At 56.3% G+C, this 12905-nt stretch carries 14 protein-coding genes; 4 read left to right on the top strand and 10 right to left on the bottom strand.

Annotated features, from left to right (window positions below; translation table 11 throughout):
• Positions 1 to 24: 24 nt before the first annotated feature.
• The 3 genes from ACN0VD_RS09755 to dapA all read right to left on the bottom strand — a co-directional run bounded on the left by ACN0VD_RS09755 (position 25) and on the right by dapA (position 2004).
• Positions 25 to 570, bottom strand: coding sequence for a DUF2062 domain-containing protein (locus ACN0VD_RS09755; protein ID WP_417593756.1), 546 nt, complete (start codon positions 568 to 570; stop codon positions 25 to 27).
• A 76-nt stretch (positions 571 to 646) separates the two neighbouring features.
• Complete coding sequence (gene smpB, locus ACN0VD_RS09750) at positions 647 to 1129, bottom strand: SsrA-binding protein SmpB (RefSeq protein ID WP_417593755.1); 483 nt, start codon at positions 1127 to 1129, stop codon at positions 647 to 649.
• Entirely contained in the window at positions 1129 to 2004 is an 876-nt protein-coding gene (dapA, locus tag ACN0VD_RS09745; protein WP_417593754.1) for a 4-hydroxy-tetrahydrodipicolinate synthase, read from the bottom strand. Before dapA ends, smpB begins: the two co-directional genes overlap by 1 nt.
• 114 nt (positions 2005 to 2118) lie before the next feature.
• Between dapA and ACN0VD_RS09740 the strand changes: the two genes are divergently transcribed.
• On the top strand, positions 2119 to 4098 hold the full coding sequence (locus ACN0VD_RS09740) for a lytic transglycosylase domain-containing protein (RefSeq protein ID WP_417593753.1): 1980 nt from the start codon (positions 2119 to 2121) through the stop codon (positions 4096 to 4098).
• A 103-nt stretch (positions 4099 to 4201) separates the two neighbouring features.
• On the opposite strand, the gene ACN0VD_RS09735 is transcribed toward ACN0VD_RS09740, so the two are convergent.
• Positions 4202 to 5494, bottom strand: a complete 1293-nt coding sequence (locus tag ACN0VD_RS09735) for an HD-GYP domain-containing protein (RefSeq protein WP_417593752.1) — start codon at positions 5492 to 5494, stop codon at positions 4202 to 4204.
• Between the two features lie 155 nt (positions 5495 to 5649).
• On the opposite strand from ACN0VD_RS09735, the gene ACN0VD_RS09730 reads away from it, so the two are divergent.
• Positions 5650 to 6255 (top strand): hypothetical protein, encoded by a 606-nt coding sequence (locus tag ACN0VD_RS09730; RefSeq protein ID WP_417593751.1) that lies wholly within the window; start codon positions 5650 to 5652, stop codon positions 6253 to 6255.
• Between the two features lie 13 nt (positions 6256 to 6268).
• Here ACN0VD_RS09730 and ACN0VD_RS09725 read toward each other — a convergent pair whose 3' ends face one another.
• Positions 6269 to 6658, bottom strand: a complete 390-nt coding sequence (locus ACN0VD_RS09725; RefSeq protein WP_417593750.1) for an MAPEG family protein — start codon at positions 6656 to 6658, stop codon at positions 6269 to 6271.
• A 252-nt stretch (positions 6659 to 6910) separates the two neighbouring features.
• The gene (locus ACN0VD_RS09720) at positions 6911 to 7228 is read right to left on the bottom strand and encodes a YciI family protein (RefSeq protein ID WP_417593749.1); all 318 of its coding nucleotides are present in this window, start codon (positions 7226 to 7228) and stop codon (positions 6911 to 6913) included.
• A 119-nt stretch (positions 7229 to 7347) separates the two neighbouring features.
• Here ACN0VD_RS09720 and ACN0VD_RS09715 point away from each other — a divergent pair, with 119 nt between their 5' ends.
• Both ACN0VD_RS09715 and ACN0VD_RS09710 read left to right on the top strand, forming a co-directional pair.
• On the top strand, positions 7348 to 7566 hold the full coding sequence (locus ACN0VD_RS09715; protein ID WP_417593748.1) for a TetR/AcrR family transcriptional regulator: 219 nt from the start codon (positions 7348 to 7350) through the stop codon (positions 7564 to 7566).
• A 21-nt stretch (positions 7567 to 7587) separates the two neighbouring features.
• Complete coding sequence (locus ACN0VD_RS09710; protein WP_417593747.1) at positions 7588 to 7926, top strand: hypothetical protein; 339 nt, start codon at positions 7588 to 7590, stop codon at positions 7924 to 7926.
• Between the two features lie 100 nt (positions 7927 to 8026).
• Here ACN0VD_RS09710 and ACN0VD_RS09705 read toward each other — a convergent pair whose 3' ends face one another.
• From ACN0VD_RS09705 to aspS, 4 genes are all read right to left on the bottom strand, one after another.
• On the bottom strand, positions 8027 to 8812 hold the full coding sequence (locus ACN0VD_RS09705; RefSeq protein WP_417593746.1) for a polyphosphate kinase 2 family protein: 786 nt from the start codon (positions 8810 to 8812) through the stop codon (positions 8027 to 8029).
• A gap of 152 nt (positions 8813 to 8964) precedes the next feature.
• Positions 8965 to 9912 carry a tetratricopeptide repeat protein gene (locus tag ACN0VD_RS09700; RefSeq protein WP_417593745.1) on the bottom strand — a complete coding sequence of 316 codons (948 nt, stop codon included), beginning with the start codon at positions 9910 to 9912 and terminating at the stop codon, positions 8965 to 8967.
• A gap of 56 nt (positions 9913 to 9968) precedes the next feature.
• Positions 9969 to 10829, bottom strand: a complete 861-nt coding sequence (locus ACN0VD_RS09695; protein ID WP_417593744.1) for an alpha/beta fold hydrolase — start codon at positions 10827 to 10829, stop codon at positions 9969 to 9971.
• Between the two features lie 102 nt (positions 10830 to 10931).
• Entirely contained in the window at positions 10932 to 12716 is a 1785-nt protein-coding gene (gene aspS, locus ACN0VD_RS09690; RefSeq protein ID WP_417593743.1) for an aspartate--tRNA ligase, read from the bottom strand.
• Positions 12717 to 12905: the final 189 nt, after the last annotated feature.

Here is a 12905-nt window from a genome sequence, read left to right as displayed (position 1 = left end):
AACAACCCGCTGCCTTGCGGAGATTTACTCGCCATCGCCTAGCCATTCCGATTCCCTTTTTGCCAATTCTGCCTGTCGTTTTCGACCGATCCACCAACGCCAGCCAAAGCTGCTCACGACATATCCGACCGCAGCAAACACGATGGCCAACACGGCAAATCCAAAAAATGTAACCGCCGCTTCTCGCCCGAGCCAGCCCAGCCATTGGGCCACTTCGCTCACAAATTGCGTATCGACCACTTCGTGAACGGTCGAACGGGTTGTCCCCGGTTCGACTTGCAGCATCGACTTCCCGATCTGATTGGCGATAGCGATCCAGAACGGATAGGTGAATGGATTGGTAATGAATGTGGCTACTGCTGCAATCGGTACATTGGCGCGCATCGGCAAAGCCAGAAAAAGCGCAACAAAAGTCTGGCCTCCCAAAGGAACCAGAAACCCGGCCAACATGCCCAGAGCAACCCCACGCGGAACAGAACGACGATTAAAATGCCACAGATCAGATCGCAAAAACCGGTGCGCGATGGGCTTCAGATATTTATTCTTGGCCATGCTCGCGCGGGTCGGCATTTTTTTATCCATCCAGACCGAAAAACGCTTGATCGTTCGCGCGCCCCAATCTTTTGGTGGAGGGTTAGAATCCGAATTATCCATGTTCGCGCATTAGCCGGCCCTGCTGCCGTTTCCAGTCACGATCCTTTTCGGTCTGGCGCTTGTCCGGCGCCTTCTTGCCCTTGGCCAGGGCCAGTTCCAGTTTCGCCCGGCCCTTGCTGTTGAAATAGATCGACAGCGGCACAATCGTCATGCCCTTGCGCATTACCGCTCCGTGCAACTTGTTTATCTGGCGCCGGCTGAGCAGCAATTTGCGTGGTCGTGTAGGGGTATGGTTATACCGGTTGCCATGGCTCCATTCCGGAATATTGGCATTGATCAGCCAGACCTCGCCGTCCTTCACCTCGGCATAGCTTTCGGCGATCGTCCCCGACCCAAAGCGCAGTGATTTCACTTCGGTGCCGGTCAGCATGATTCCGGCTTCAAACTTGTCATCCAGAAAATAGTCGTAGCGCGCGCGCCGGTTTTCAGCGACGACCTTCTGCTTGTCGAATTCTTCCGGACGCGGTTTTGCCATCAGACCAGGCCTGCCCCTTCCAGAGCAGCATCCACGGCTTTACGGCTGGCTTCGGACGGCGGCGTCATCGGCAAGCGCAGGTCGGTTGAAAAGTCGGGCAAGACCCGGGACAACGCATATTTGATCGGCCCCGGCGAAGCGTCGGAGAATAGCGACTTGTGCAATGGATAGAGCACATCGTTCAGCTCGCGCGCTCTGGCGTAATCGCCCGCAGCACAGGCCGCCTGAAATTCCGCGCATAATTTCGGCGCGACATTGGCAGTGACTGAAATACAGCCAACACCACCCGCCGCATTAAACGCCAGCGACAGTTCGTCGACTCCCGAAAGCATGACAAAATCTTCTGCACAATTGAGCCGATGTTCGGTGACACGGTCGAGGTCACCACTGGCATCCTTGATTGCGACGATCCCGGGCAGCTCGGACAATGCCGCAACCGTATCAGGCAAGATATCGGTGACCGTGCGGGCCGGCACATTATAAAGCACCAGAGGCAAATCGATATTCTGCGTCAGGGTTGTGAAATGGGCAGTGATGCCCTCCTGATTCGGACGGTTATAATAAGGCGCCACGACCAGACCCGCTGCTGCTCCGCATTTTTTCGAGAAGGTAAGATGGAGCAAGGCATTGGTGGTATCATTGGACCCACAACCGGCGATGACCGGCACCCGGCCGGCAGCCTGTTCGATACAGACTTCGATGACCCGATGATGCTCGGCATTGGACAATGTCGATGCTTCTCCCGTGGTCCCGCAGGGCACCAGGGCACTGCTGCCCTGGTCAATCTGCCAGTCCACCAGAGCGCGAAACTGGTCCTCAGCAAACGATCCGTCGCGAAAGGGCGTCGCCAGAGCCGGAATTGAGCCGGAAAACATGGAATAATCCTTTATATTTACCTCGGAAATGGGCAAAGCCGTTACCAAGTCATTTGCATTATTAACAGCGATATAGTGCGCCGTTCAGCGCCTGATAAGGAGCCTAGCCCCATAATGTCCAGCATGGTATCAAGATTTCTCATTGGAGCGCTGCTTTTATCACCTGTCACCTGTATGGCAGCCGAACAAGTTGGCTGGCAAAGTGCCGATAGCGGCCTGTCCGATCCAACCGGTGGCAATGCCATCCTTGGCCTGCAACGCTGGCGGGTACTGACCCAGTCAGACAATTATTCCTTCGAGGATTATGCCGGTTTTCTGGTAACCTATCCGGGCTGGCCGGAAGACACGCGGATGCAGCGCAATGCCGAGCAAGCGATCAACATCAACAGTTTCTCGCCCAGTCGCGTGCTTGCCTATTTTGAAAAATTTCCACCAACCATCAACGCCGGTGCCGCCAAATATGCGGTTGCTCTGCAAGCGTCAGGACAGCGCGAAGAAGCCAATGCCATGGCGAAACAGGCCTGGCGTGGCGGCACGCTGACCGATGAGGACGAAGCGGCCCTGATCTCGCGGTTCAGTTCGGTCCTGACGATCGACGATCATGATGCGCGAATGGACGCGCTGCTCTGGGCCCGTGCAACGCGCGACGCTGCTGGCCAGTTAAGCTTCACTTCGCCTGCCAGACGACCCGTTTTTGCTGCGCGTCTGGCCCAGTTGACGGAATCGTCCGACGCCAATGCACAGGCCAGCGCCGTCGGCGCGATTGCCCGTGACGATGCAGGCTATCTGGCGGACCGCGCTCGCTATTTGCGAAACCAGGGCCAAAGCTATGCGGCGCGCCAGTTGCTGGCGACCAGATTGCCGTTGCGGGTCAAGCCCGCCCTCCCCGAAACATGGTTTGAATCCCTGCTTCTCAATGCAGAAGCCGCGGCCAATGACCGGCAATGGACGACGGCCTATGATATCGCGTCGAAAATTGAGGATGCCTATGATAGGCCAACCAGGATCGCCGATCAGAATAGCCGCGTGCGCGATAAATATTCCGATCTTGCATGGATAGCAGGCACGTCTGCGCTCAACGGCATGCGCCAGCCAGCCAAGGCCATCGCGATGTTCGATCTCTATGCGCAATCCTATGATTCGCCCAATATCACGTCGAAGGGCTATTATTGGGCCGGCAGAGCGGCGGCAGCAGCCGGCCAGACGGCACAGGCCAATGCCTATTTCGAAAAAGCGGCGGTCTATCCTGATTATTTCTACGGCCAGTTATCGCTGGAGCGGCTCGGACGCCCGCTGCCGGTGTTCAATCGCAAGCCAGCCGTGGAAATCACGGACGCCGAACGCAGCGCCTTTGACAAGGAACCGCTGGTTATAGCGACCAAGGCATCGGTCCGTACCGGCCCCTGGAAGGAACAAATCCGCTTCCACCGCGCTCTCGCCTATAATGCCAAGACCGCGAAAGATTATATGCTGATCAGCGACCTTGCCACCCGCATCGGTGCGCGCGATCTCGGCGTCATCAAGGGAATCAGCGCGCTTGGTGCCGGTGTCGGTGCGATCGACGAAACCACCTTCCCGACCATGGAGGTTCCTTCCGGCCATGAAAGCAGCTGGACACTCATCCACGCGATCACCCGGCAGGAAAGCCAGTTCGCCGAAGGCGCAATCAGCCATGCCGGCGCGCGCGGCCTGATGCAGTTAATGCCCGGCACCGCCCGCGAACAGTCCGGCAAGGCGAACCTGTCCTATAACCTTTCGTCTCTGACCGACGACCCGCAATATAATATCCGTCTCGGCAGCGGCTATATCCAGCGGATGATGGATTATTATGGCGGCAGCTACCCGCTCGCCGTCGCGGCCTATAATGCTGGCCCCGGCAATGTGAACAAATGGCTCCGCGCCAACGGCGACCCGCGCATGGGCGGCATCGACTGGATTCAGTGGATTGAGGACATTCCGATTTCGGAAACCCGCAACTATGTCAAACGCGTGCTTGAAAATGCGGTGGTCTATGACACCAAGAACCCGCATGGCCCAACCATTCGCAGCGAAACGCCCCTGTCGCGCTATATCGGGAAAAACAGTCGGGGGTAAAGGTCGCTTCAGGCAAGCGGCGGCAGGAAGGTGCCGGCACGACCGGTGCTCGATTGTGGCACGTCAGATCGGCTTGACCAGAACGATTGCGTTCAAGCGATGATCAGGCGGACGCGTTGCTCAGCAGCGCTGCGGAAAAGTCCGCCCAGTCAGAAAAGCCCCTGTCTATCGGGTCTTCCACCGCGATCAATTGTCTTGATCTTTCGCTACCAAGATCGATATTTTTGGGAGCAATAGGGGTATCTTTGTCGAGAGAGTGAAAGCTTCGCACAATCGGCGCGGAATAGTTGGACGGTGATTCCCCAATCACGATCGCCAGTTCATCGTGATCCAAACGAACCAGCGTTCCGACAGGCAATATGCCAAGGCTTTCGACAAAATCGTAAAAAATGAGCTGGTCAAAATGGCCCGACCACGACATCATTTCTGCGAGCGCTTCCGACGTCGACAGGGGATCGTTATAGGGCCGCCGGGATGTAATCGCGTCATAGACATCACAGATGCTCGCCATCCGGGTAAAGATACTGAGCTCATCACCGGATATCCCCGCCGGATACCCGGTTCCGTCCATTTTCTCATGATGCTGCAGACAGACCTCGAGCACGATATCGCTCAGGCTTTTTGATGCTGACAATATGTCATGCCCCCGCTGGGGATGGCTGCGAATCACCTCCCATTCGCTCTCGTCAAGTTTACCTGGCTTGGACAGGATATTTTCCGGAATAGTCATCTTGCCGATATCATGTAGAAGACCGGCCATACCGATATCCTGCATCTGCCACTCGGGAAAACCCATTTTGCGGGCCAGATTGATCATCAGCGCGCATACCGAGACGGAATGCAAATAAGTATATTCAGCCTTGGTTTTTATACGGGCGATGTTGAGGATGATGGTCGGATCGATATTGACCGACCGCGATATCTGCTCAATCAGAGGGACCAATTTGCGCGACTTGACCGGCTTGCCGAGGCGCGCGTCTTCAAACAACGCCATAACCACCTTCCGCGACCGTTTGATCGTGGCAGTGGCCTTGCGGACCTCCGCCGCATGCTCGCGCGGAGACAGCCGATTGAAGACCGGTTCCGTAACGTCCCGCAAATAGGAGCGGGGTCGGTCGCTGGCCGACAATTCGAGCGCCTTCGCCAGTTTTGGCGAATAAACTTTGGCTTCACCGGGTTCGAGAAGCGCTTCGGACTTTGGCGATGGCGACAATTTCTTGCCTCGCGATTCATCAATCGTAACCCGGGTCACGTCACTCGATAGAATCTGCTCTATCTGCGCTTGGTCATCCAGCAAAAACCGTGATCGCCAAAATGGGTGGTCGAACCACGAGCCTTCCATGGAATGAATGAACATTCCCAACTCGAGTTGGCTGGTCTGGATTTTACGCAGCATCTCCCAATTCCTTCGATTCCCTCCTTATCACCTTCCGTTAACGGCGAAACCGGGCTCCGCTTAAGACGGCAATCCGAATTTTTTTGTCGGGACTGTAACGAATCTGCCCATCCGCCCTGAATGGCCTTTGAATCGTTGAGAATTCCGGAGAATTTATGCCACAGTCCACGCGCAATATAGCGATATCAGTATCGATCATGCTTCTGCTTACCGTGGCGACCCAGTCGCTATATGTGGCGACGCTCAGCGGCGTCGGAATCGTCGAAGGCTGGCCTCTGCGATCCACGATCTGGACCATGGAACTCATGTTGTTTACCGGCATTTCCATTGCGTCGCTCGTCGGCCTGATCCGGTCTTCGGACATGCAATGGGGTTGGGCCGCGCTGCTGGTATCCGGACTGATAAACGTGGTTCAGTCGGGCATCGGCCTTTCGATGTTCCTGCCAGCCGCCAAAGCCGGTGCCGAATTTGCACCACTTATGGGCACATTGCTGGCCGGATCATTTCTGTTCTACAATCTCGCCAAGGCCATCCTCGGCCTCGCCGCGTTGATTTTCGGATTAGCGCTGTTTCGCAACGGCAATGCCATTGGCCGAGCGGTCGGGGTCCTCAGCATGCTTGCCGGCGTGATAGCCATGGCCCTGAATATCGCAGCCGTCCATTTGGGGTTCGGGTCAGTGCCATTTTCCGGAGCAAGCGGCTCTGTTGCGACATTATTTGCCGGTTGCACGATCTGGCTTTCTGCTCATCGATCGGAATGAGAGACCGCGATAATCAGCCCAATGCTCTCGCGACCAAAAAACCGCCGAGGGCTAAATGGGCAGCAAATGTCAGCATCATGCCGACGGCACGGCTATCGCCGATCCCGTTGGTAAACAACATGCAATAAGCGTGGACCGTCCGGGCAACAAGCATGCATCCGCCTGCGCTCCACAAGAGCAGCGCAGGCGCGCCGGTGATCTCGCAAATGGCGAGCGCGACCAGGAAGATCGGCACATGCTCCAGATAATTGCTTTGCGCTGCACGACGTTGCGCGAGCGCCAGATCACCGCCGTCCCCGAAGAACATCCGGATGGCTAACCTTTTCAGACCGACCTGAATCGTGAGAGGTATCAATGCGAGCACAAAGATGGCAGCGAAAATGGTGGTGATTGGCAAATTCATATCTGAGACTCCTGAAAAAGCATTACGAAAAAGGATTGATGTCCGAATGGGGCTGCACCGGCCCGGTGGGGCAAAGCGAGCCGCAGAATATTGCACGCGGGTGATACGCAACACTCTGCGGCGATGGTTATGCGAGAATCACAACAACGAAGGGCTCCGGCCTAACCGGCAGCAAGCTTGGTTGGTCCCGCAAATATAATATCTGCTCACGAGAAAGCAGGCGTCAGAATGACGGGCCGGGCTGTCCTGCCCTTACATTGCCATATCCATTACCGGCGCGACCTCTATCGTCCCCCCGACTTTGATGTGCGGAGACGCACTTGCCATCTGCAGCGCGACATCCATGTCTGCCGCTTCGATAACCGTATATCCCGACAGGGGATTCGCGCCGCCATCCCGGGTGATACCATCCGGACCTGCCGTTCTGGACTGGCCGACAGCCAGACCACGATCAACAACCCCGTCGCCCATGCTTTCAATCCAGGCCACCCATTCTCCCATATGCGCCTGGCCTTCCTCGGGAGAGAGAGAAGAAGGTCCACCATGATAGGCAAACACAAATTTCGGCATTCCATAGTCCTTTCATTGAGTTCGATTTTTACGACAAGCAACAAACTGACATGACTTTTAATATGTTAAAGAACATATTTTACATTATGCTATTCTCCTGAAAGCAGGAGACATCAGCCATGCCATATAGCGCAGAACATAAACGCCGGACGCGGACAAAGATTGTCGAGGCGGCACGGATATTGTTCAATCGTCATGGTTTTGAAAATGTTACGATAGACCAGATCATGGATGCCGCAGGACTAACCCGTGGCGGATTTTACAATCATTTCAAGAACAAACAGGCTCTTTATGGCGAGGCAGTCGCCAGTTTTTTGATGGGGCGCGGCGCTCAATGACGAACCGAGGCCGGCGTCAACATGCAATCGCCCTCCCCTGAAATGGTCCAGAATATGGTCAAAAGTTACCTGTCCGACGAACATCTGGGTGATGTTGACGGCCAATGTCCAATGATTGCGCTCCCATCGGACGCGGCGCGTGCGGATGACAGTGTACGAACTGCCTATCAGGGCTTGCTCGAGTCGATGCTATGGTTGTTCGAGCAATGTTTGGGTGAAGGCAAGCCCGGAAGCAGACAGCGCGCGCTGACGCTCTCCGCTCTCTGCGTCGGCGGAATGACACTGGCACGAACCCTGCCGGACAAGAAATTGGCAAAGGAATTGCGTGACGCCGCGTTGCAGGAAGCCAGCCAGATATAATCTCGAACCGCTGCTTGCCAGATTTACGCCCGCTTTTCGCGTCCAAACCGGACAGAAAAGCGGCTACCCCGCCAGTCGCTGATATCGACGCAAAAAAGGACTAATCCTTGGCCTCATAGCCAAATGCCTTTTCTGCCAGTTTCACCAGTTCGGGATCGGCCTCTGGCAAATCCCTTGGCAATGCCGCTTCCAGTGTATCGGCGACATGGGTCATGGCGGCGATGCGCGCGGATTTCTTGTCATTGCCATCGATCACCTGCCACGGTGCCCAGCGCGTGTTGGTATTTTCGAACATGTCACGCATCGCCTCGAGATAGTCATCGCGCTTTTCGCGGTTGCGGAAATCCTCGGCGGTAATTTTCCAGCGCTTGTGCGGCGTGTCGAGCCGCTTGGCGAGACGCTTGTCCTGTTCTTCTTGCGTGGTGTGAAAAAAGAGCTTCACCAGATTGGTGCCCCCGTCAATCTGCTGCGCTTCAAATTCGTTGATCTCGTCGTAGCCGCGTTTCCATTCGACCTTGGTGCAGAAACTCTCGACCCGTTCGACCAGGACGCGCCCATACCAGCTGCGATCAAATACACCGATTTCGCGGCTACCCGGCAGTTTCTTCCAGAAGCGCCAGAGGAAATGGCGGTCTTTCTCCTCCTTGGTCGGGGCGCCAATCGGCCAGACATCATAATAGCGCGGATCCCATTCGCCCGTCATCCGGCGAATCGTCCCCCCCTTGCCTGCCGCATCCCAGCCCTCGAACACAATGATCGACCGGCTGCCGTGGATGATATGCTTGAAATGAATATGCGCGAGCCGATCCTGCAGCGCTTTCAGCTCGTCACCATAATCGCAGTCAAATTTGTCGCCGGATTCATAGTCGGACAGATCTATCGTCATTTATGCTCCATCATCCCGCAATTGATCCCCGGGTCCTGGGTTGTTGGCTCTATCCGTCGCTGCCAGACGCTCGGTGCGCCACGCCACGTTCAGCCTGACGATATACTATAATATCGTAAAATGGACCAACCGGTTAACCCTGTTCGCGAACTTTACCTGTCGCGTCGTCCGGACTGCCGCAATTCCCACTCATCCAGCGCCTGTCGATGCCCGTTTGCGCGTTCGATCGCCTGGGTCACTTCGAATTTCCCGGGCGACAATGCGTCTGCTTTTTCATAAAGCACCAGCGCTGACTCGAGATCACCGCGCTGCTCCGCGCACAACGCGCGGTTGAATGCCAGCGAGATATGGACCTGTCCGTTCTGCGCCGCGTCATCCCACATCCGGCAAGCTTCCTCGGCATCGCTCTTGGTCATCTTGATCGCTGCCTTGAAGAAATTTCCTTCCACTTTCGTCATCCCCTTGCGGCTTTCAAGGATGCGGACATCGATACGATATACTCTCGGGGCCAGATCGTTGCGGACAGCGCTGGCGGTGTCGGACAACATCGTCCGGATCACGGATTCACTGCTTACAAAATCCTCGTCATCGCCGGCACATATCATCTGTTCATTCTGGTGCGGAAAGCTTTCGGTATAGATGCTGCGGCCATCACTATATCGCGTTGCCCGCACCTGGGCGCGGAAATCGATGCGACGGGTCAGACAATCGACCTTGATATTCTTGTAGGTGATGCATTTGTCCTTCTCGTCACGCTTTACACAGCGCCGCCGCTTCGCGACCGAGTCATATTGCTCGACTCCTGCCGTCACATTCCCCGACATTATCGCATCGGATTGTACCGCAGAGCGTCCCCCGATGATGTCAAAATAGGGTTGGTCGAAAACCCGGATCGCTGAAAGCCGGTCTTCCAGCTCAAACGCCAGCGCCCGCCCGTCACGGCCACCGAAGTATTCGATGGCAATCGACTGAATTTCGGTAAATTCGGGAGATTGAGCCGGTGACATTCCGTCTATGGTCAACACTTCCGCCCGGGCCAGGGTAGAAAAGCCGGATAGTGCGATAAATGCACCAATCGCGGCGGTCAAAAATCTGTTCATGTCCATCCCCCCGATGTTCGTTCGTCAAAAATATCCAATATTATCCGCGTGTAACATTAATCACCGATGATCAATCCTGCAATCCGGCCGGGGTCCTGCATCGGCATGAAATGGGTCAGGTCAGGCAGATAGATATCGGTGCCATGGGCGAAATTCTCTGCAAGGCCCGGCGGTGTCGGTGACGAAGCGAAATCGAAGGCACCATCCTGCTTGATCTGTGCTGCCCGCAGGACGGTCACCGGCTGGGTGATCTTCTCGATCATCGGCCAGGGATCAACCGATGTACTGGTCGCATAGATCGACGCTTCGATTTGAGGCGGACAGGCCAGTTCGAACCCGCCTTTGCCATCGGGCAACAGGCCATATTCACAATAATCCCGCAGCACTTGCGGATCCCAGAGATTATACGGGTGACGGTCCCTGAACCGCTCGAACATGGCATCCGGTCCGGTCCAGCTGTTCCGACGCTTGGCAACCATCTCGTACGTGGCGCTAAAATCTGCCGGATTTTGGTAGGCCTCCGGTTCCATAATCACCGGGTCGATCAGCACCAGCTGCCCAGCAAGATCGGGCAACCGGTCGACGACCTGCACCAGACAACAACCGCCCATGCTGTGCCCCGCCGCCCTCGTGAAATTCGTTCCAAGCGATTTCAGCAACTCTGCCGTCGCGCCGGAAATCATTGACCAGTCGGTGATCTCCGGCTTGGCGCTGCGTCCGTGCCCCAGTTGATCAACGGCAATAACATGAACACCATCGGGAAACGCATCAACGACCTGATCCCAGCAGCGCGCATGAAAGCCGGTCGCATGAAGCAGGAGTATCGAAGGACCCTCGCCAGCCCTGCCCCATTCGAAATAGCAGATTTCGCCGTGGGAGGATGCGAAATGATGTTGTTCGGGGATGAAACTGGTCAATTCATAACTCCGTTCGTTTCGAGCGCCATCGGGAGAGATCGCCATCTTCCCAGCGTGTCTCGACTACGCTGGACACGAACGGAACTGGCTATAATGTTGATTCTATCCTTCCTTTGGTGGCTCGACCACGCGGATGTGCAATTCACGCAATTGCTTTGCGGCAACCGGGCTTGGCGCGTTCATCATCAGGTCTTCGGCCTTCTGATTCATCGGGAACAAGACAACCTCGCGGATATTCGGTTCATTCGCCAGCATCATCACGATCCGGTCAACGCCCGGCGCAGACCCGCCATGCGGCGGCGCGCCATATTTCAGCGCGTTGATCATGCCGGAAAATTCGGTGTCGACCTGATCCTTGGTATAACCGGCGATTTCAAACGCCTTGTACATGATGTCGGGCCGGTGGTTCCGGATCGCGCCGGAGGACAGCTCGATGCCGTTGCAGACAATATCATATTGCCACGCCAATATGTCGAGCGGATCCTTGTTTTCCAGCGCATCCAGCTCGCCCTGCGGCATCGAGAATGGATTGTGCGAGAAATCCAGTTTCTTCAGCTCTTCGTCATATTCGAACATAGGATAGTCGACGATCCAGCAGAATTTAAACGCATTTTCATCGATCAGGCCGAGCTGCTCGGCAGCACGCGTGCGCGCCAGACCGGCCAGCCTTGCCGCTTCGGCTTCCTTGCCAGCGGCAAAGAACACCCCGTCATCGGGACCACAGCCGAGATCGGCGAGCAGCTTGGCGGTGCCTTCTTCGCCGTGGTTCTTGGCAATCGGCCCGCCAGCCGCGCCATCCTTCATATTGATATAACCGAGGCCCGCGAACCCTTCGCTGCGCGCCCAGTCATTCATCGCGTCAAAGAATTTGCGGCTGTTCTTGCCGGCTTCCGGCGCGACAAAGGCGCGCACCGTGCCGCCGGTCGAGGTGATCTTGTCGAACAGACCGAAGCCCGAGCCCTTGAAATGCTCGCTGACGTCCTGGATGATGATCGGGTTGCGCAGATCCGGCTTGTCATTGCCATATTTCAGCATCGATTCCTTATAGGGAATGCGCGGAAATTCACCGGCCGGGGTGACCGAGCGGCCGTTGGCAAATTCTTCAAACACGCCTGCCAGAACCGGTTCCAACGTCTGGAACACATCTTCCTGGGTGACAAAGCTCATCTCGAAATCGAGCTGGTAAAATTCGCCCGGCGAACGGTCGGCGCGGGCATCCTCGTCGCGGAAACAGGGCGCGATCTGGAAATAGCGGTCGAAACCGGCGACCATCAACATCTGCTTGAACATCTGCGGCGCCTGCGGCAGCGCGTAGAATTTGCCGGGATGGACGCGGCTCGGCACGAGATAGTCGCGCGCGCCTTCCGGTGAGGACGCGGTCAGGATCGGCGTCTGGAATTCGGTGAAGCCTTGTTCGGTCATCCGGTTGCGCAGGCTGGCGATAACCTTCGAGCGCAGCATCATATTGGCGTGAACGCTTTCGCGCCGCAGATCTAGGAAACGGTAGCGCAGACGGATATCCTCGGGATATTCCTGTTCGCCGAACACCGGCATCGGCAATTCGTCGGCCGGGCCCTGCATGCTGACCGTATCGGCGACCAACTCGACATCGCCGGTCGGCAGATTCTTGTTCACCGTTTCGGCGTCGCGGGCAACAACCTTGCCGGTCACCGTGACGACTGATTCAACCCGTGCGCCGTCGAGCGTCTTGAAAGCCTCGCTGCCGGTTTCGCTGACGATCTGGGTCAGGCCGAAATGATCGCGCAGATCGACAAACAGCAGATTGCCGTGATCGCGCTTGCGATGGATCCAGCCGGACAGACGGACTTCCTCGCCGACGTGCGAAGAGCGAAGTTCGGAACAATTATGGGAGCGATATGCGTGCATGATGGACCTTTGGAATTGGGTGCTTTCCCTTATGGAAAGATTGCAGGCGTAACACAGGTCTGCGCGCCATTTGTCAAGGCCAGAGATTGCCGGAACAGGCTGTGTGCCGCACTGGATACGGAGTTTTGGCTGGGGGCAACGCTATCGTCGTTCATGACGCCCCATCAAGCGATTCCCATAAAATTTCGG

It is taken from the genome of Parasphingorhabdus sp., assembly GCF_048267785.1.
Taxonomy (GTDB): Bacteria; Pseudomonadota; Alphaproteobacteria; order Sphingomonadales; family Sphingomonadaceae; genus Parasphingorhabdus.
Note: the sequence above shows the minus strand (reverse complement) of the source record. Positions and strands in the feature narration are given on the sequence as shown.

Coding starts and splice junctions, on each gene's coding strand:
- ACN0VD_RS09730 (WP_417593751.1), top strand. CDS start 5,650: ATGCCACAGTCCACGCGCAATATAGCGATATCAGTATCGATCATGCTT.
- ACN0VD_RS09700 (WP_417593745.1), bottom strand. CDS start 9,912: ATGAACAGATTTTTGACCGCCGCGATTGGTGCATTTATCGCACTATCC.
- ACN0VD_RS09725 (WP_417593750.1), bottom strand. CDS start 6,658: ATGAATTTGCCAATCACCACCATTTTCGCTGCCATCTTTGTGCTCGCA.
- aspS (WP_417593743.1), bottom strand. CDS start 12,716: ATGCACGCATATCGCTCCCATAATTGTTCCGAACTTCGCTCTTCGCAC.
- ACN0VD_RS09715 (WP_417593748.1), top strand. CDS start 7,348: ATGCCATATAGCGCAGAACATAAACGCCGGACGCGGACAAAGATTGTC.
- ACN0VD_RS09710 (WP_417593747.1), top strand. CDS start 7,588: ATGCAATCGCCCTCCCCTGAAATGGTCCAGAATATGGTCAAAAGTTAC.
- ACN0VD_RS09720 (WP_417593749.1), bottom strand. CDS start 7,228: ATGCCGAAATTTGTGTTTGCCTATCATGGTGGACCTTCTTCTCTCTCT.
- ACN0VD_RS09755 (WP_417593756.1), bottom strand. CDS start 570: ATGCCGACCCGCGCGAGCATGGCCAAGAATAAATATCTGAAGCCCATC.
- ACN0VD_RS09735 (WP_417593752.1), bottom strand. CDS start 5,494: ATGCTGCGTAAAATCCAGACCAGCCAACTCGAGTTGGGAATGTTCATT.
- ACN0VD_RS09740 (WP_417593753.1), top strand. CDS start 2,119: ATGTCCAGCATGGTATCAAGATTTCTCATTGGAGCGCTGCTTTTATCA.
- smpB (WP_417593755.1), bottom strand. CDS start 1,129: ATGGCAAAACCGCGTCCGGAAGAATTCGACAAGCAGAAGGTCGTCGCT.
- dapA (WP_417593754.1), bottom strand. CDS start 2,004: ATGTTTTCCGGCTCAATTCCGGCTCTGGCGACGCCCTTTCGCGACGGA.
- ACN0VD_RS09705 (WP_417593746.1), bottom strand. CDS start 8,812: ATGACGATAGATCTGTCCGACTATGAATCCGGCGACAAATTTGACTGC.